General features: G+C 70.9%; 15 protein-coding genes. 11 read left to right on the top strand and 4 right to left on the bottom strand.

Annotation, left to right across the window (positions count from 1 at the left end; genetic code table 11):
- Positions 1-17 precede the first annotated feature (17 nt).
- Positions 18-1,466: a carboxylesterase family protein gene (locus CX1_RS01545; RefSeq protein ID WP_052753386.1), complete on the bottom strand. Its 1,449-nt coding sequence runs from the start codon at positions 1,464-1,466 to the stop codon at positions 18-20.
- A 315-nt stretch (positions 1,467-1,781) separates the two neighbouring features.
- Between CX1_RS01545 and CX1_RS01550 the strand changes: the two genes are divergently transcribed.
- Positions 1,782-2,330 (top strand): DUF1266 domain-containing protein, encoded by a 549-nt coding sequence (locus CX1_RS01550; RefSeq protein WP_060925166.1) that lies wholly within the window; start codon positions 1,782-1,784, stop codon positions 2,328-2,330.
- 45 nt (positions 2,331-2,375) lie between these two features.
- Here CX1_RS01550 and CX1_RS01555 read toward each other — a convergent pair whose 3' ends face one another.
- Positions 2,376-3,377: a hypothetical protein gene (locus CX1_RS01555; RefSeq protein ID WP_060925167.1), complete on the bottom strand. Its 1,002-nt coding sequence runs from the start codon at positions 3,375-3,377 to the stop codon at positions 2,376-2,378.
- A gap of 119 nt (positions 3,378-3,496) precedes the next feature.
- Here CX1_RS01555 and CX1_RS01560 point away from each other — a divergent pair, with 119 nt between their 5' ends.
- From CX1_RS01560 to CX1_RS12730, 3 genes are read left to right on the top strand one after another with little or no spacing between them, the layout of a single operon-like run.
- Positions 3,497-5,725 carry a M3 family metallopeptidase gene (locus tag CX1_RS01560; protein ID WP_082718975.1) on the top strand — a complete coding sequence of 743 codons (2,229 nt, stop codon included), beginning with the start codon at positions 3,497-3,499 and terminating at the stop codon, positions 5,723-5,725.
- 34 nt (positions 5,726-5,759) lie between these two features.
- Positions 5,760-5,996, top strand: a complete 237-nt coding sequence (locus CX1_RS01565; RefSeq protein WP_060925168.1) for a hypothetical protein — start codon at positions 5,760-5,762, stop codon at positions 5,994-5,996.
- A complete protein-coding gene (locus tag CX1_RS12730) occupies positions 5,977-6,108 on the top strand; it encodes a hypothetical protein (protein WP_255217621.1) in 132 nt (43 codons plus the stop codon). Before CX1_RS01565 ends, CX1_RS12730 begins: the two co-directional genes overlap by 20 nt.
- A gap of 218 nt (positions 6,109-6,326) precedes the next feature.
- On the opposite strand, the gene brnQ is transcribed toward CX1_RS12730, so the two are convergent.
- On the bottom strand, positions 6,327-7,706 hold the full coding sequence (gene brnQ, locus CX1_RS01570; RefSeq protein WP_060925169.1) for a branched-chain amino acid transport system II carrier protein: 1,380 nt from the start codon (positions 7,704-7,706) through the stop codon (positions 6,327-6,329).
- A 100-nt stretch (positions 7,707-7,806) separates the two neighbouring features.
- Positions 7,807-10,044: a 4-alpha-glucanotransferase gene (gene malQ, locus CX1_RS01575; protein WP_046651578.1), complete on the bottom strand. Its 2,238-nt coding sequence runs from the start codon at positions 10,042-10,044 to the stop codon at positions 7,807-7,809.
- 232 nt (positions 10,045-10,276) lie between these two features.
- Between malQ and CX1_RS01580 the strand changes: the two genes are divergently transcribed.
- The 7 genes from CX1_RS01580 to CX1_RS01610 all read left to right on the top strand — a co-directional run bounded on the left by CX1_RS01580 (position 10,277) and on the right by CX1_RS01610 (position 18,891).
- Positions 10,277-12,109: an AMP-dependent synthetase/ligase gene (locus CX1_RS01580; RefSeq protein WP_046651591.1), complete on the top strand. Its 1,833-nt coding sequence runs from the start codon at positions 10,277-10,279 to the stop codon at positions 12,107-12,109.
- Between the two features lie 322 nt (positions 12,110-12,431).
- Positions 12,432-13,100, top strand: coding sequence for a hypothetical protein (locus tag CX1_RS12165; protein WP_046651577.1), 669 nt, complete (start codon positions 12,432-12,434; stop codon positions 13,098-13,100).
- On the top strand, positions 13,097-14,260 hold the full coding sequence (hemW, locus tag CX1_RS01590) for a radical SAM family heme chaperone HemW (protein WP_060925170.1): 1,164 nt from the start codon (positions 13,097-13,099) through the stop codon (positions 14,258-14,260). Before CX1_RS12165 ends, hemW begins: the two co-directional genes overlap by 4 nt.
- Positions 14,261-14,303: 43 nt before the next feature.
- Entirely contained in the window at positions 14,304-15,656 is a 1,353-nt protein-coding gene (locus CX1_RS01595; RefSeq protein ID WP_046651590.1) for an MFS transporter, read from the top strand.
- A gap of 145 nt (positions 15,657-15,801) precedes the next feature.
- On the top strand, positions 15,802-16,836 hold the full coding sequence (gene hrcA, locus CX1_RS01600) for a heat-inducible transcriptional repressor HrcA (protein WP_046651576.1): 1,035 nt from the start codon (positions 15,802-15,804) through the stop codon (positions 16,834-16,836).
- Positions 16,837-16,912: 76 nt separating this feature from the next.
- Entirely contained in the window at positions 16,913-18,058 is a 1,146-nt protein-coding gene (gene dnaJ, locus CX1_RS01605) for a molecular chaperone DnaJ (RefSeq protein ID WP_046651575.1), read from the top strand.
- A gap of 74 nt (positions 18,059-18,132) precedes the next feature.
- Positions 18,133-18,891, top strand: coding sequence for a 16S rRNA (uracil(1498)-N(3))-methyltransferase (locus CX1_RS01610; protein ID WP_046651574.1), 759 nt, complete (start codon positions 18,133-18,135; stop codon positions 18,889-18,891).
- Positions 18,892-18,918 lie beyond the last annotated feature (27 nt).

Genomic DNA, 18,918 nt, shown 5'->3' on the forward strand with positions numbered 1-18,918 from the left:
CACGGCTCGCGGGGGCGTCACCGCCGGCGGAACATCGCCCGCACACCGCCCCACGGATCGGGCTCCTCGGTCTCCACCGCCTCGGCGCCGCCGCCGGACCAGATGCGGCCGATCCGCTCGGGCGCACGGTAGCGGGGCCAGCCGGGATCGCCGTTGCGGATGAACGACACCATTTCTCCGTGGAAGGGGTGGCCTTCTTCGCGGCCGAAGAACCGGGGCAGATCCACGCAGTGCGGTGCCCCCTCGGTGACCCTGCCGTCGGGGCCGATGCCCGTGCCGGCACCCGGACGGAACTCGCCGACCCACGTGGGCATGCCCGCGGCGGCCGACGAGTCGGCGACGGCCACCGCGCTGGCCCGGATCGCCGCATCGGAGATGACGCCGCCGATGGGCCGATCACCGGCCTCCGGCGGAAGCGGGCCGACGCCGCCGTGCGCGGCGCCGATGACCCGGGCCAGAGCGCGGGCGCCCGGCAGCTGATCCGCCTTGATCAGCGGCGGCGCGAAATGGAACTCCTCGCTGGTCACCGTCACCACCAGCGGCACGCGGGCCCGGATCTCGCGGATGCGCGGCCCCACCGCCGTGTCCGTCGGCGCCACCGAGGCGACGGCCCGGTACGCCTTCGCCGCCACTTCGCGGGTCACGTCGCCGGAGGCGGGGAAACCCGCGAGGCGGACGAGGAGACGTCGCAAAGCACCGCCGGAACCCCGGGACAACCCGGGCGACAGCGCGATGACCCGGTGGACCAGCCCCTCCGCCCGCGCGTCCGACGCCAGCGCCAAGGCGAGGCCGGCGCCCGCGGACTGGCCGGACAAGGTGACGTTGGCGGCGTCGGCGCCGAACGCGGCGGCATTGTCGCGGACCCAGCGCAGGGCGATGAGCAGATCGTCGACGGCGCGGTACGGGGCCCGGCCCTCGTCGGGCCGGCGCCAGAAACCGTCCAGCTTCTTGCGGTAGCCCAGGGACACCGTGACGATGCCCTGCTCCGCGAAATGCCGGGCGCCGCACCACGGTTCGGAGGGGTGGCCCTCCTCGAACCGGCCGCCGTGGATCCACAGGAGGATCGGGCGGGCGCCGGCCCCGTTGCGGTTGCGCTCTCCTGCGACGCCAGCGATCGGCGCGGTGACGGTCAACTGCATGTGGCCGACGCCATCGCGCAACGGCGTGCCGGAACCGTCGCCGATGACGTCGCCGATCGGCTCGCGGCCATCATGTGGGCCCGGGGCGGCGGGCGACGCCGGGCCGAACGGCGCCGCGGTGGCGTAGGGGATGGTGTGGATCCGCAGCACCCCGTCGCGCACCCGCCCGGTCAACGCCCCGGCCGGGGCGTCGACGGTGAGTACGCCCGTGTCGTGGCCGTGGCCGGAGAGCTCGGGACCGGCGGCGGCGTCGGCACCGTCGTCGGCACCGGCAGCGGGGACGGTGGAATCAGGACCGGCGTCGGGCGTGGTGCGGGGATCTTCCATGTATCCAGCGTAAGTGGCCGGATGGCTGCGCGGGCGACTTCGCGGCCCTACCATCGGCCACCATGGGACTGTTTTCGCGAACGAAACCCGAGGGGCCTCCGCGCACGTCGATGTTCCTCGGCGATGACCCGCGCGGCCCGTCGAAGGAAATCGAATTCACGTGGTCCGGTGCCCCGCTCGACGACGAATCGATCCTGGCCCTGGCCACGGGCCTTCAGTTCTCTTTCGCCTGGCGCGCCGACAACGGCCAACTTCCGATGCTGCCGGGCACGCGCGACCCGGCCGCGCAGATCGGCGATTGGATCGGGATGCTCCATGAATGGTGGGGGCGCCACCGCCGACGACGCCCATCCGACGCACCGCGACAGTCTCCAATCGCGGCACCTGCGGTTCCTGGCGGACGTCGAAGCGTTCCACGGCCGGCAGCCGGGGTTCTTCACTGACGACTACCGCGCGTGGATCCAGGTGCTGCGGGCCGGCGGCGCGGCGTGCATCGGCGGCGAGCTCCCGCCGCACGTCATGTCGTGGGACCTCATGCGCGCGGCGATGCTCGCCCGCGGCGGGGCGACCGTCGGCTACATCGACCACGAGGAGGCGTGGGACATGCTCGCCCACAACCTCGAGCTGGCACGGTGCTACTACGCGAACTGGGGCCAGTACGCGCGGGGTTACGTCGTCGGCCATCTGTACTGGTCGTCGCAGGCGGATGTGTCGTCGGCCATCGACGACACCGCGCGTCGGGCGACGTCCATGGCACGCTGCCTGGATACCGCGCTGAGCCCGTGGCGGCGCGTCGCCCTGCACCCGGGCGAGCCGTTTCACGGCGTCGACGCCTGGACGTCGTTCGAATCGACGCGGAGATAGCCGGAGGTCGGGGGAGGGGGACGAGGTTCGGGCGGGTGGCCGGGATCAGAAACCCGCGGTCCACAACACCCCGGACATCTTCGCGTCATGCTCCTCTGCGCCGATGGTGCCCGCTTTCGCCGCCAGCGTGAGCTCTTCCCACATCCGGAACGCCTCCGTCGGGCCCGGCTCCGATGGCAGCGTGGCCCCGACCTTGCGGCGGCGGCCGATGGCCCAGCGCAGCGCCGCGGTGAACCGCTCGACATCCTGCCAATGGCAGTTGCCGACGCCGAGGAACCAGTCGTCGGGCGAGGTCACCACGATCTTCACCGCCGACGGCCGCTCGCCGTCGTTGGCCACCCCCTCGACCGACTGGATCGCGTCGACGGGGAATTCGTGGGCCACCGCCGTCTTCGCGGAGTCGTGGGCGAACAACACGCGGGTGGTGGTCACCGCCAGCACGCCGGGCATGTTCGCGTGGGTGGCCGCCATGACCTCGAGGAAAACTTCATCGGGCCGCGGGTAGTGGCGCAGGTGGTGCAACGCCGCCGTCGACGGCGCGTCCCGGTGCGCCATCCTGTCGATCGCGGCGGCGAGGTCGGCGCGCGGGGTGTTCGGGTGGTCCGGGTGCGGTGGCGGGGGAGTCGCCGGCACCGGGTCCGGACCGGCGGGCTCCGCCACCCGGCGTCGCGCGGAGCCGGCGTGGATGGCCGAACGCAGCGCGCGGACGTCGTCGGTCGCCTCCAGCGGAAAAGGAATGCGCAGCGGCGCCCACTCCATCGGGCCCTGGCCGGGATCGAAATCCGGGTCGCGCATGACGATGTCCAGCACGAGCACCTGCTCGCCATCGTCCCCGCCGCCGGGGTTCGCGTCCCCGCCGTCACCGCCCATCCCGCCCGGCACCGTTTTGACCGACCACGCCGTGCGCAGCACCTCGTCGGCGCCGACGTCGAGGATCACCACCGGCCCGTCCTCGTCGGTGGCCGCAAGCCGGACCACGCGCAACCGGTCGTCGCGCACTTCGACCATCGCGTCGTGTGCGTGGGCGACGATTCCGTCGGCAAGCATCCTTTTCCTGTATCGGTCCCCGGAGCCCATGGCGCGGATCAACTCCCGTCGGTCGGCGTCTTTTCCGGGCCCACGATAGCGGCGGGGCGCGTCCGGCGTCGGCGCTATGGTGGGTGGCCATGAACGCAACGTCCCCCGAGACCACCGACTCCCGCGCCACCTCCGGCACCGCAACCGGCACGGCAACCGACAATCCGTTGCTCGCGCCGTCGACGCTGCCGTACGGGCTGCCCGACTTCGCCGCGATCCGCGACGAGCACGTCATCCCCGCTTTCCGCACCGCGTTCGTCGACCACGATGCCGAGATCGCGGCGATCGTGGCCAATCCCGAAGAGCCGTCGTTCGCCAACACCCTCGAGGCGCTGGAGGCGTCCGGCCGCCTGCTGGAGCGGGTGGCCGCGTATTTCTTCAACGTCGCCGGCACCGACGCCACCGACGAGCGCCTGGCCATCGAGGCCGTCATCGCGCCGGAACTGGCCGCCCACATGGACGGGGTCCGGTTGAACGAAGGGCTGTGGGGCCGCATCAAGCGAGTCGCGGAGCTTTACGACGGCCCGGCGGCCGCACCGTCCGGCCCGGACGCCGGGACCGGCGAGGTGCCCGAACTCGACGACGAAGCCCGCCGTCTGCTGGACAAGGTCGTCCGCGATTTCCGGCGCGCCGGCGCGGATCTCGACGACGAGGGCAAGACGCGCCTGAAGGAGATCAACTCCCGGCTGTCGGAGCTGTCGACCGCTTTCGGCGAGAACCTTCTGGCCGACACCAACGAACGGGCCGTGGCCATCACCGACGAGGCCGAGCTGGCGGGCCTGTCGCAGGCGGCGAAGGACAACTTCGCCCGCTACGCCCGCAAGGCCGGTCGCGACGCCGGCTGGTTGATCCCGCTGGATCTGCCCAGCGTGCAGGCGGTGCTCACCGACCTGGAGTCGCCCGACGCCCGTGCCCGCGTCTACGCGGCCTCCATCGCCCGCGGCACCGGCGAGGGCCACGACAACCGGCCGGTGCTGCTGGAGGAGGTCCGCCTGCGAGCCGAACGCGCCCGCCTGCTCGGCTACGACACCCACGCCGACTACGTCATCGCCGACGAAACAGCCGGTGACGCCGCGGCGGCGAAGAAGCTGATCACCGATCTCGCGCCGGCCGCCGTGGCCAATGCCGAGGGCGAGTACAAGCGCGTCGCCGACCTGGCCGCGGAGGAGACCGGCGACGACGCGTACGAAGGCGCCACCGAGGTCGGCGCCCCCGACTGGCCCTACTGGGCGGAGCGCCGCCGGTCGTCGGAGTTCGCCGTCGACGGCGAGGAACTCAGCCGCTACTTCCAGCTCGACCGGGTGGTGCGCGACGGCGTCTTCCACGCCGCGAAGCTGCTGTTCGGCATCGAGGTCGTCCCCCGCGAGGACCTGGTCGGCTACGCGCCCGACGTGCAGGTGTGGGAGGTGCGCGACGCCGACGCCGATTCCGACGCCGACGCCAGTTCCGACGCGGGCGCCGACTCCGGGATCGGCCTGATCCTCACCGACTTCTTCTCCCGCCCCACCAAGCGCGGTGGCGCGTGGATGAGCTCCTTCGTCGAGCAGTCGCATCTGCTGGGCACCAAGCCCGTGGTGGTCAACGTGCTCAACATCGCCGAACCCGCCGAGGGGGAGGCGGCGCTGTTGACCCTCGACGAGGTCACCACGCTTTTCCACGAGTTCGGGCACGCCCTCCACGGGCTGCTTTCCGACGTCCGCTACCCGCGGTTCTCCGGCACCAACGTGCCCCGCGACTTCGTCGAGTTCCCCTCCCAGATCAACGAGAACTGGGCGCTGGAGCCGTCGATCCTGTCCAACTACGCGTTCCACGTCGACACCGGCGAACCCATTCCCGGTGAATTGGTCGAGGCGGTCAAGCGGGCCCGCACCGCCGGCGAGGGTTTCGCCACCACCGAATACCTCGCGGCCTCCGCACTGGACCTCGCGTGGCATTCGCTGAGCCCGGAGGAAGCCGCCGCGGTCGGCGACGTGGGGGAGTTCGAGCAGCGCGCGCTGGAGGAGTTCGGCCTGGACGTGGCCAACCTCGCCCCGCGTTACCGTTCCTCGTACTTCAACCACATCTTCGCCGGGGGCTACTCCGCCGGCTACTACTCGTACCTCTGGGCCGAGGCCCTCGACGCCGACGGCTTCGGCTGGTTCGCCGACAACGGTGGCGCCACCCGCGCCGGCGGCGATCGTTTCCGCAGCCTGATCCTCTCCAGGGGCGGGGCGATCGACTTCACCGGCGCATACCGGGAGTTCCGCGGACGCGACAAGGACATCCGCCCGCTGCTCGAGCGCCGCGGCCTGTCCGGCGCGGACGCGTCGGTGGGCTAAGGGCTTTTCGACGAATCGGGTAAGGTGAACCGCCGTGTACCACGCCCTCGAGGGTTCCGTCGACGCGATCGGCCAATGGCTGACGCAGTTGTCGGTGTTCGGCCAGACCCTCGCGTTGCTGGCGTTCCTGCTGCCGGTCGGCGGGGCCGCGGCCTTCGCGTTCATCGGCCTCATCGACATCGTCGTGGGCCGGGTGTCCGGGCGGTGGGCCAAACGGCCGACCCGCGCAGACAGGGCGAGAATCGAATTGGTTGAGCACGATCGCGGCTGATGCGCCGGGACGTGGAAGAGGAGACCTGACCATGCGTAAGTCACCCGTGAAGATCGCGTTGTTCGTGCTCATCATTCTGGTGCTCGTCGCCGGGCTGCTGACGCAGATCTGACGCCGACGGCGAGCCGACGAACAGACGGCGCACCGGCGAACAGACGGCGCACCGGCGAACAGACGGCGAACCGGCGAACAGACGGCGCACCGGCGAACAGACGGCGAACCGACGGCCCAACGATGAAAGGCGGTCGCCCCGATGGGGGCGACCGCCTTTTCGCGTGTCTGCGGCGCGACCGCGGACTCAAGTCACGTGCGCGGGGCAAGACCGCAGGCTCAGGCGTGGACCGAGGACGCCTTCGCAGTACCGGCGCGGTCGGCCGCGGCGGCACCGGGCTCGGGCGCCGGTTCACCGGCGCGCGCGTCGACGACGAGGCACACCACCAGCGCGATGGCCGTGGGGATGACCCACGACAGCGACTGCTCGTACAGCGGCAGATCCCCGAGGATGGGCATGGTTTCGCTCGGCTCGAATCCCAGGGCGCGCGCCAGATCCAGCAGCGCGAAGACGGCCGCGACGCCGACGGGAATGCGGTAGGACCACGTCAGCTTGAACGGCAGGGCCGCCTGCAGCAGCGTCAGGAACACCAGCGCCACGGCCATCGGGTACAGGAACACGTTGAGCGGGATGGCGATGCCGATGATCGTCTCCAGCCCAAGGTTCGACATCAACAGGCCCGCCAGGGTGAATCCGACGGCCCACGCGCGGAACCCGATGCGCGGGGTCAGCGAGGAGAAGAATGCGGCGGTGGACGCGATCAGGCCGACGGCCGTCGTCAAGCAGGCGAGCAGGACGATGAGCGCGAACACCCACGCGCCCGCCGCGCCGAAGGACTGGTTGGCGGCGTCGGACAGCAACAGCGCACCGTTGGTGTACTCGCCCTCGATGCCCTGGCCCAGTCGGCCCAGGCCCAGGTAGACCACGCCGAGCAAGACGACGGCGACGACGCCGGACAGGATCGACGACGTGACCACCTGGCGCTGCTTGCGGATGCCCCGCGACCGCAGCGAATCGATGACCACGATGCCGAACACCAGGGCCGCCAGGGAGTCCATGGTGAGGTAGCCTTCCAGGAAACCGGCGGTGTACGGGGACTCCGCCCACTTCTCGGTCGGGGCGCCCGGCTCGGCGTTCAGCGTCATGGCGCCGACGACGACCAGCGCGAGGATCAGGATCAGCAGCGCCGGCGTCAGCCACCGGCCCAACGAATCGACGATGCCGCCCTTGCGCAGCGACAGCCACAGCGACACGGCGAAGAACGCCGCCGTGAACGCGAACAGCGCCCACGCCGACGTCGTGCCCGCCAGACCCGCGACTCCCGTTTCGAAGGCGACGTTCGCGGTGCGGGGGATGGCGTACAGCGCGCCGATGGACAGGTACACCGCGATGGAGAACACCAGGCCGAAGATCTTTCCGGCCCTCGACGCGATGTCCACGATGCCGTTGCCGGACACCGACACGGCGATCACCGCCAGCGCGGGCAGCAGCACCGCGGTCGACAGGAAGCCGGCCATGGCGGGCGCGTATGCGGTGCCCGCCTCGACGCCGAGCTGAGGCGGGAAAATGAGGTTGCCGGCGCCGAAGAACATGGCGAACAACATGAGCCCGACCACGATGATGGTCGGGCCGACGGAACGGGATGATTTATCGGTCACCGCCGAATCATCCCAGCAGGGCCCCGATCGCGCGCCCGGGGGCCTGGTTCAGGGGGTCCGGTGCCCCGCGAACGGGCACGTGATGGACCCCCGGTGACCGTCAATTTCGGGCGGAGGCCTCCGCGACGGCCCCGAACAGGGGCAACTGCGGCAGATCGGACACCAGCAGCGCGCGGCCCTCGCCGTCGGTCAGCGGCACGCACCAGTTCGGGTACTGGTCGTGGGTGGTGCCCGGCTGATTCTGCGTGCGGCGGTCGCCGACCATGTCCACCAGCGCCATGCACGTCAGCGCCGACGGCGTGCGGGCCAGGTACCGGTGCAGGCCGACGATCAGCGGGCCCGCGTCCGGGAGCTCTTCGCGGGACAGGTTCCGCCAGTCCCGGCCGGAGATCGGTTCGCCCTCGGCGTCCTCGAGTCCCTCGAAGCAGCCCGCGGCGTCGACGGCCGCGAGGTTCTCGGCGACCCATTCGAGGTCCCGCGCCTCTTCCTCCGACACGTCGGTGTTGAACAGGCCGAGGCGATCGCGCAGCTTGATGTGCTCGCCGTCGAGGTAACCGGCGGTCGGCGGCAGATCGTGGGTGGTCACCGACGACAGGCACAGGCGGCGGTAGTTCGACGGGTTCTTGGGCACGCCCGGCCCGTCGGACTCGAACCACAGGATCGACGTGCCCATGATGCCGCGCTGGGCCAGGTACTCCTGCACCCACGGCTCGAAGGTGCCCAGATCCTCGCCGATGACCACGGCGCCGGCGAGCTCCGCCTCGAGCGCGAGGATGCCGACCATCGCCTCGTGGTCGAAGTGGACGTAGGTGCCGTTGGCCGGCGACTCCATGCGCGGCATCAGCCACAGACGGAACAGGCCCAGGATGTGATCGACGCGGATGCCGCCGGAATGGCGCAGCACCGTGCGCAGCATGTCGCGCCACGGCATGTACGACGCCTCCGCGAGTTTGTGCGGGTTCCACGGCGGCTGCGACCAGTCCTGGCCGCGCTGGTTGAACCCGTCCGGCGGGGCGCCCACCGACGCGTCGGGGGCCATCCACTCGGCGAGATTGCGGGCGTCGGAACCTCCCGGGTGCACGCCGACGGCGAGGTCGGCCATGATGCCGATGCGCATGCCGGCATCGGTCGCGGCGCGCTGGGCGTCGCGGAGCTGTTCGTCGAGGATCCACTGCAGCCAGCAGTGGAAGTCGACGAGTTCCTCCCGCAGCTCCTCGACGTCCTCGTGCGCGCCCAGCGGAGTGACCAGGCCGGGGAACTCCCCGTGGTCGCGGGCGGCGGTGCGCATCTCGATGTCGCGGTCGGCGCACCAGCGCGCGTAGTCGAGGATGCCGCGGCCCTGCTCGTTCAGGAACCTCTCGTAATCGGCGCGGCGGACCTCCGACAGGGGGATGTGGTGAATGGCGTGCAGGGCACGCAATTTCGCGGCGTAGATCGGGTTGCGGTCGATCTCGTCGGCGGAACGGTTGAGCTCGCGGAAGCCCGCGGCCAATTCGCGCAGCTCGGCGGCGTCCGCTTCGTCGAGGTAGGCGAATTCCGGGATCATCTCCACCCGGATGTACAGCGGATTCGCGTAGCGGCGGGTCGTCGGCAAGTAAGGGGAATCCTCCACCGGCGGGCACGGCTCCGCGGCGTGCAGCGGGTTGATCAGCACGAAGTCCGCCCCCGTCTCGCGCGCGGACACGCTGGCCAGGTCGCCCAGGGTGGTCAGATCGCCGATTCCCCAGGACCGCTCGGAGCGCACCGAGTACAGCTGTGCCATCACGCCGGTCGCGGGCTCGTCGACGAACGTGTCGGCCGTCGACAGCCGGCCCGGAGTCACCGCCAGCTCGCATTCGGCCGTGTTCTCGCCGTTGACGGCGCGCAGCGTGTGCCAGCCCAGGGGCAGGTTCTCCGGCACGGCGAAGGCGGCCTCGCCCAGCAGGACGCCGTCGACCTCGCGGGGGCCGACGTTGTGCTCGACCTGGGCCAGCGGCCACTCGGCGCCGTCGTCGAGGATGGCCGTGACGGAAACGTCGGTGCCGTCGGGGACGTGGACCAGGACTTCCTTGTAGGTGCCGCTGGTGCTCACGACCACCGGCGGCAGGAGTTTGCGCCAGCGGGCATCGGCCCACGCATCGCGTGCGGCGACGATGTCCTCGTCCGACGGATCCGCGGGGTCGTCCCCGAGATCGACGTCGAGGGCGGCGAGGATCTTCAGGATCGTCTCCCTGGACACGGTGGTCTCTTCGCCGTTGTGCGCGGTGAAGCGCGTGGCGACGCCGAGATCGGCGGCGAGGTCGGTCAGCGGGGCGGTCACGGGAAGCTTCGCGTCGTCGTTGGTCACGCGACCCATCATGCCAGCCACCCCATGCGGGCACCTGTCCGGGCGGAACGGATATTTCATTGAAATGACATTTTCATCTTTGTCGGCCGTTCCCGCACCCTCCCGACAGCCGTCCCGTAGGTTGGTTCTGGAAGTAATCGATGTCACACCGGATCATCCGCCGTGTCCCGCGCCGCCGCGGCCCGGACCAGGCGCACATGCGGGGGAATAGCCGATGGACGAGCTGAAGGAGACGAATAGCACCATGCGGGAGTACAGCACCGAAGCGCAGTACGCGGTCGGCGAGAAGGAAACGGTCGTCACCGCCATGCAGGAGCTGGTGGCCAAGCGTCCGAAGCTGGTCATGTTCACGCGTCCGAAGAACTTCGAATGGGTCAACGTCACGGCCCAGGAGTTCCACGACGAAGCCTTCGCCGTGGCCAAGGGCCTCATCGCCAACGGCGTCCAGAAGGGCGATCGCGTCGCGCTGCTGTCGGAGACCCGTTACGAGTGGAACCTGATCAACATCGCCATCTGGATGGCGGGCGCGACGATCGTGCCGATCTACGGTTCCTCCTCCGCGGGCCAGATCCGCTGGATCATCGAGGATTCGGGTGCCGTCTTCGCCATCACCGAGGGCCGCCAGCACACCGAGCGGATGAAGAACCTGATCATTGACGACTCGGGCCACGCCCCGCTGTCGGAGTCCCCGACGCAGCTGCGCCGTGTGCTGGAGATCAACGCCGCCGCCGTGGACACCCTCATGTACGAGGGCCGCGACATCGACGACGCCGAGGTCCAGGACCGCATCGACGCGTCCACCTCCGCCGATCTCGCGTCGGTGATCTACACCTCCGGCACGACCGGCCGCCCCAAGGGCTGCATGCTGGACCACAGCAACTGGCTGTCCGAGGTCCGCGCGATCCTGACCAACGACATCGGCGTCATCGCCCGCCCGGGCAACCGCATCCTGACGTTCCTCCCGCTGGCCCACGTTCTGGCCAACGCCGTGTCGCTGGCCTCGATCGTCGGCGGTGCCACCCAGTCGCATTGGGCCGACACCACTACGGTGACCCTGGAGTTCCAGCGTTCCCGCCCGCACCTGATCCTCGGCGTGCCGCGCGTGTTCGAGAAGGTCCGCGACTCCGCCCAGGCCGGTGCCAAGGAGAAGGGCGCCTTCGGCATGGCGCTGTTCGAGCGCGCCGAGGCCGCCGCCATCGAGTACTCGAAGGCCCTGGACACCCCGGCGGGTCCGTCGACCGCGCAGAAGCTGCGCTTGAAGATGTACGACAAGCTGCTCTTCGCCAAGATCAAGGCCGCCATGGGCGAGGCCGTGCAGTACACCATCTCCGGTGGTTCGGCGCTGTCGTCGGATCTGGGCCACTTCTTCCGCGGCCTGGGCGTCACGGTCTACGAGGGCTACGGGCTGACCGAGTCGACCGCCGCCATCACTGTGAACACCCCGACCGACCAGGTCATCGGCACCGTCGGTCGCCCCGTCGGCGGTTGCTCGGTGAAGATCGCCGACGACGGCGAGATCCTGCTCAAGGGCCCCGTGGTGTTCAAGGGCTACTGGCAGAACGACGAGGCCACGGAGAAGACCTTCGACGGCGAGTGGTTCAAGACCGGTGACCTCGGCGAGCTCGACGACACCGGCCACCTGCGGGTCACCGGCCGCAAGAAGGACCTCATCGTCACCGCCGGCGGCAAGAACGTCTCGCCCGGCCCGATGGAGGACCGCATGCGCTCGCACCCGCTGGTGTCGCAGGCCGTCGTCATCGGCGACGGTCGCCCGTTCATTTCGGTCCTGATCACCCTCGACGAGGAGGCCGTGGGCAAGTGGAAGGCCGAGCACAACGTGCCGGAGCAGACCACCGTGCGCGAGCTGGCCGCCAACGCCGTGCTGCGCGCCGAGATCCAGGACGCGGTCAACGCCGCCAACGAGCTGGTCTCGCACGCCGAGGCGATCAAGAAGTTCCACATCCTGCCGCGCGACCTCTCCGAGGAGGAGGGCGAGATGACCCCGACGATGAAGGTCAAGCGCAACATCGTCGTGGACAAGTTCGCCCGCGAGGTCGAGGACATGTACCACCGCTAGTCGCGCATCACCGTGAGCCACGGCACCGCGCCGTCTCGTGCGGCGGATCCGCGAATCGACGGGCCCGGCACTCCACATGGGGTGCCGGGCTTGCTGCTTTGCGACGGCCGCCGTGGTTCTCGCGGCGGCCGTCGTCAAGCAACAACCGAAACCACCCGCCGAGCCGGTGTCGCTCCACGGGCACCGGCCCCCGCACCCTTATGGTGGGGACGTTCGAGGTTGTCGGGGGAACGCGCAGGCGGCCCCGACGACCCGAGGAGACGGTCGGTGGAGCACCGGCCCCAGGCAGCCCGGCAGGGCACGACCGGCGAGGAGGACCGCGGTGGAGCATTACGACGCGCGCCTCCGGCTCCGGGAAATCACCCAGGAGCTCTACGACATCGGAGACGAGGTCGCAGAGCACATCGAGCACCTGGCCCAGGCCATCGCCGACGTCGACCGGGAACTGGTCGACGAATGCGTGCTGGAGCTGGCCGACATCGTCGACGAAGCCGTGGAAGACGCGCGTCCGCTGGTCGGCGAACTGGCCGGCCTGCGGCAGGCGTTCACCTCGGGCATTCGCCGCGGCGAGCTGGGGCCGATGCCGAACCGCCCGCCGGGGCCGGAGCCGAAGCCGGTCGACGTCGCCGAACTGTCGGCCATTCCCGCGCCTCTGCGCCACCCCGTCGCCGTGCCGACCGTGGCGCATGCGCTGCTGGCGCGGTCGGAAAGCACCGCCGCGTACCTGGAGGAACTCGCCGACTGGGTGTCGGCCGAGAACATCCGCGGCGTCGAGGTCCTCGGCTCCGTGCAGATCCCCGCCCTGTACGCACGCTGCGGCCGACGTGCGCTGAGTGCCGCCGCCGCATGGTGCGTGACGGTGCCCGAGACGCACCCGGCGGTGGCCAAGTCGCTGCGCGGGCGGCGTCCGCCGGCGTTCCTCATGGAGCGCATCCGCATCGACGAGGTCGTGCGCAAGGTCGCCCGCCGCCGCGCCGCGGAGCGCGTGTGACGGCCCCCGCATTCGGCGTCTACCTGCACGTGCCGTTCTGCGCGACGCGGTGCGGGTACTGCGACTTCAACACCTACACCGCCGGCGAGCTGGGGACGGGGGCGTCGACGGGAAGCTACCTCGACGCCATCGCGCGCGAACTGGAGTTGGGGGCGGAGTCCCTGGCGGCGGCGCATGCGGAGTCCGGCGAGGGCGCGGGAGTGCGGCCCGCCGAGACCGTGTTCATCGGCGGCGGCACCCCGTCGCTGCTCGGCGCGGACGGCCTGGCCCGGCTGCTCGACGGTGTCCGCGACACCTTCGGTCTGGCGCCCGGCGCGGAAGTGACCACCGAGTCGAACCCCGAATCGACGTCGCCGGAGTTCTTCGCAGGCATCCGCGAGGCCGGTTTCACCCGCGTGAGCCTGGGCATGCAGTCCGTGGCACCGCACGTGCTGGCCACCCTCGACCGCGTGCACACGCCGGGCCGCCCGGTGGAGGCCGCCCGCGAGGCCCGCGCCGCCGGATTCGACCACGTCAACCTCGACCTCATCTACGGCACGCCGGGGGAGTCGATGTCCGACCTCGACGCGTCGCTGGAGGCGGCGCTGAGCGCGGGCGTCGACCACGTGTCGGCGTATTCGCTCATCGTCGAGGAGGGCACCGCCATGGCGCGCAAGGTCCGCCGCGGCGAGCTGCCCATGCCCGACGACGACGACCTCGCCGACCGCTACGAGCGCATCGACGCCGCCCTGCGCGGCGCCGGCTACGACTGGTACGAGGTCTCCAACTGGGCGAAGCCCGGCGGCGAGTGCCTGCACAACATGATCTACTGGCGCGACGGCGACTGGTGGGGCGCCGGCCCCGGCGCGCATTCGCACATCGGCGGCCGCCGTTTCCACAACGTCAAGCACCCGGCGCGCTACGCCTCGATCGTCTCCGGCGGGGAGCTGCCGATCCGGGACACCGAGTTGCTTTCCGACGATGACCGCCACATCGAGAGGGTCATGCTTCGCCTCCGGCTGTCCGAGGGCATGCCGCAGTCCGATCTGCGCCCGGAGGAGATCGAGCGCGCCCGCGCCCAGGAGGCCGCGGGCATGCTGACCCTCGCCGACGGCCGCGTGCGCCTGACCGATGCGGGTCGGCTGTTGGCCGACGCGATCATCGTCGACATCCTCAGCTGAGCCGCCGGGCGTGCCGCAGCCGCCCGGGACTATGGTCCCCGTCATGAACCATCTTTCTTCCGGCCAGGTGCCGCAGGCGACGCGCACCCGGGTGATCGTTGTGCTCGTCCTGGGCCAGATGCTCGGCGGCCTCGGCGTCGGCTCGGCGGTCAGCGTCGGCGCGTTGATGATGGCCGAGGTCTCCGGGTCCCCGGAGCTGTCCGGCATGGCGGCGACCCTGAGCACCCTCGGCGCGGCGATCGCCTCGGTGCCGCTGGCCCGGTTGGCCATCGCCAAGGGCCGAGGGGTGTCCCTGGCCACGGGGTCGGCCCTGGCCGCCATCGGCGCCGCCACGGCGACCATCGCCGCGGCGATCGGCGAGACGGCCCTGCTGATGCCGGGCATGCTCGTCCTCGGCGTCGGGTCGGCCGTCGGATTCCAGGCCCGGTTCGCCGCCGCCGACGCCGCGCTGCCGCACCGCCGCGGCCTGATGCTCTCGGCGGTGATGTGGTCGACGACGGTCGGCGCGGTCACCGGACCGCTGCTGCTGGCGCCGTCGGGTGGGCCTGCCAGGGCGCTGGGGCTGCCGGAGCTGACCGGCCCCTTCCTGATCACGATCATCGCGCAGCTGCTGGCCACGGCCCTGTACGCCGTGATGCTCCGGCCGGATCCACTGGAAATCGCCCGCCTGACGGATGCGGGGGAGACCCGGAAGGTCGAGAAGGTCGAGGAGGCCGAGGAGCCCGCGTCGGCGAGCGCCGCCGCGTCCGTGACCGAGAGCGCCGCCGAGCCCGCCACCGGGACCGGCGAGGAGCTCGCATCGGCGGGCATGCGCCGGCCGGAAGGCAAGGCTCTGGTCATCGCAGGCCAGGCCACGGTGGCGGTGGCGCACTTCGTCATGGTCACGCTGATGTCCATGGCCCCGCTGCACATGACCGGCCACCATGCGTCGCTGTCGCTCGTCGGCGTGATCATGAGCCTCCACATCGCCGGCATGTGGGCGCTGTCCCCGGTCTTCGGCTGGGCGTCCGACCGCTTCGGATCGGCCGCCACGATCCTCGTCGGCCAGGGGCTGTTCGTTGTGTCCGCGGTGCTCATCTGGTTGAGTCGGGGCGACATGCTGTTCATCGCGCTGTCGCTGCTCGCCCTCGGAGTGGGCTGGTCGGCGTCCGTCGTCGGCGGCTCGGCCGCGGTGACCAAGGCGACCCCGCAGCCCGCCCGTGCGGCGGTGCAGGGCCGCACGGACCTGGGCATGAACCTCGCCGGAGTCGTCGGCGGGCTCACCGGCGGACCGTTGCTCGTGGCCATCGGCTACTCCGGGCTCGCCGCCGTGGCCATGGTGCCGGTGGTCGTCATCGTCGTCACGCAATTGACGGTGACCGCCCGCCGGGCCGGAACTGCCCGCCCCCGCGGGTAGACTCGTCCGACGAACGCCGCCGCCCGCCCCGGCGACGCCCGGACGCGGCGGCCGAGAGTATCCGGGTACGCGAGTATCCGGGTGCGCGATCACCCGCGTACATGAGAATCCGAGCACGCGAGCACCCGAAGGAGTGGAGCGACCGATGTCCAGCCAGACCGAACTGCGCCGCCGCGAGGTGCTGCGCGCGATCGTCGCCGATTACGTCGCGTCGCAGGAGCCGGTGGGCTCGAAGGCGCTCGTCGACAAGCACAATCTCGGCGTGTCCTCGGCGACCATCCGCAATGACATGGCCGTGCTGGAGGCCGAAGGGTTCATCACCCAGGAGCACGCGTCGTCGGGGCGCATTCCCACGGAGAAGGGCTATCGCCTGTTCGTGGACTCGATCTCGCAGGTCAAGCCGCTGTCGAAGGCGGAGCACCGGGCGATCCTCGAATTCCTCGAAGGCGGCGTCGACCTGGAGGACGTGCTGCGCCGGTCGGTGCAGCTGCTCAGCCAGCTCACCCGTCAGGTCGCCGTCGTCCAGTTGCCGACGCTGCAGTCGTCGCGGGTGCGGCACTGCGAGGTCGTGCAGTTGGCCGACGTGCGCCTGCTGCTGGTGATCATCACCGACACCGGCCGCGTCGAGCAGCGCAACGTCGAGCTCGCCGCGCCCATCGACCCGAACCAGGTGCCGCCGCTGCGCGACATGCTCAACCGGACCATGGCGGGCAAGACACTGTCCGACGCCTCGGCGTCGATCGCGGACCTGGCGGCCAACGCGCCCGCCGACGTGCGCGACGTGGTGATCAGGTGCTCGGCGGTCATCATCGAATCCCTCATCGACCGGCCGAACGACCGCCTGATCCTCGCGGGCGCGTCGAACCTCACGCGCTCCGGCCTGCACGGGCGCCTGCCGTCGACGCTGCCGACGGTGCTCGACGCGCTGGAGGAGCAGGTCGTGGTGCTCAAGCTGCTGTCCGCCGTCCAGGACCTCCACCAGGTGCGAGTGTCCATCGGCGACGAGAACGAGGACGAGGAGCTGCGCGGCACGTCGGTGGTCTCCACCGGGTACGGCACGTCGGGCGCGATCCTCGGCGGGCTCGGCGTCGTCGGCCCGACCTACATGGACTATCCGGGAACAATCGCGTCCGTCGCGGCCGTTGCACAGTACGTCGGCCGGGTGCTGGGTGACGGGTGAGCGCCCGCGCGCTGGTACATTCTTCCGACGGTTCAAACATGTGATTTTCGACAGATGCGTAAGGAAGTAACTGACGTTGGCTCGTGACTACTACGGCATCCTCGGCGTGTCCAAGGACGCCTCCGACGCGGAGATCAAGAAGGCCTACCGCAAGCTCGCGCTGAAGTACCACCCGGACCGCAATCCGGATGACGAGGAAGCGGCGGAGAAGTTCCGCGAGGCGTCGGTGGCCCACGAGGTGCTGTCCGACCCGGAGAAGCGCCGCATCGTCGACCTCGGCGGCGACCCGATGGATCAGGGTGGCGGCGCCGGCGGTTACGGCGGCGGTTTCGGCGGATTCGGGGGCGGCGGCCTCGGCGACGTCTTCGAGGCGTTCTTCGGCGGCGCCGGCGGCGGCCAGCGGCAGCGGCGCTCCCGCGTCCAGCCGGGCTCGGACGCGCTGCTGCGCATTTCGCTCGGCCTGGACGAGTGCTTCACCGGCGTGCGCAAGCCGATCACCGTGGACACGGCCATCCTCTGCGACGTTTGCGAGGGCACCGGCTCCAAGTCGAAGGCCAAGCCGAAGGTCTGCGGCGATTGCAACGGCACCGGCGAGATCCAGCAGGTTCAGCGCTCCTTCCTGGGCAACGTCATGACGTCGCGGCCCTGTGGCCGCTGCCAGGGCACCGGCGAGATCATCGTCGACCCCTGCAACAACTGCGGCGGCGACGGCCGCGTGAAGTCGCGCCGCGACCTGACCGTCAACGTCCCGGCGGGCATTGCCGACGGCATGCGCATCCGCATGGCCGGCCAGGGCGAGGTCGGCCCGGGAGGCGGCCCGGCCGGCGACCTCTACGTCGAGGTCCACGCCGAGCCGCACCCGGTGTTCACCCGCGAGGGCGACGACCTGCACGTCACCATCCACGTCCCCATGGTCGACGCGGCCCTGGGCACGTCGCTGGACGTCGAGGACCTGGTCGGCGAGAAGATCACCGTCGGCGTCGAGCCGGGCACGCAGCCGGCCCAGTCGATGCGCGTCGAGGGCCGCGGCATGCCGCGCCTGCGCGGCGAAGGCGCCGGTGACCTCATCGCCCACGTCGACGTCACCGTGCCCACGAAGCTCGACGGCAAGTCGCGCGAGATGCTGGAGAAGCTCCGCGACCACCGCGACGAGGGCACCCGCGTCGCCGAGGGGCAGGCCGCGGACCGCGGCTTCTTCTCCCGATTCCGCGGCCGCCGCTAGACACGCACAGCTGGACCTCGTACAGCCAAACACTGCACCGCTGGACCACCGCACCGCCGACGATCAGGAGAGCCATGGGCCTGCCCGTATTCCTCGCCGACTTCGGCGTAGCCCTGCCCGCACCAGGCACCGGGATCACCCTCGACGGCCCCGAAGCCAAGCACGTCAAGGTGCAGCGCCTGGCCGCCGGCGACGAGGTCTTCCTCGTGGACGGTTCGGGCCGGCGGGCCCATGCCCGCATTTCGCTTGCCGACGGCTCCCGCGTGACATGCGACGTCCTGTCCGCAAATGATGATGACCGGCCCACGCCGCACGTCACCGTCGTGCAGGCCCTGCCGAAGTCGGACCGCGCCGAATTGGCCGTGGACCTGATGACGGAGGCCGGTGTCGACGCCATCGTCCCCTGGTCGGCGCGCCGGTGCGTGGCCAAGTGGACCGGGCCGAAGGCGGCGAAGGCCCGCGACAAGTGGGCGGCCACCGCCCGCGAGGCCGCCAAGCAGGCCCGCCGCTCGTGGATTCCGCCGGTGGCGGAGCTGCATTCCGGCAAGGACGTCGCCGCGCTGATCGAGGATGTCGTCGGCCGCGGGGGAGTCGCCGCCGTCCTCCACGAGGCCGAGCACCGGCCCTTCGCCGAGGTCGCCGCGGCCGCGGTCGACGCCGCCGAGATCGTGTTCGTCGTGGGCCCCGAAGGCGGCGTCGACGACGAGGAGATCGAGCTGTTCCGCGCCGCCGGGGCGGTCCCCGTGGTCCTGGGCCCGACGGTCTTGCGCACGGCCCTGGCCGGTGCCGCCGCCACGTCGGCCCTCGGCCCCCTGACGCGACGCTGGGGCTGAGCGGAATCCGCGCGGCCATTGCCTTTC

The organism is Corynebacterium xerosis NBRC 16721 = ATCC 373 (assembly GCF_001552415.1).
GTDB lineage: Bacteria > Actinomycetota > Actinomycetes > Mycobacteriales > Mycobacteriaceae > Corynebacterium > Corynebacterium xerosis.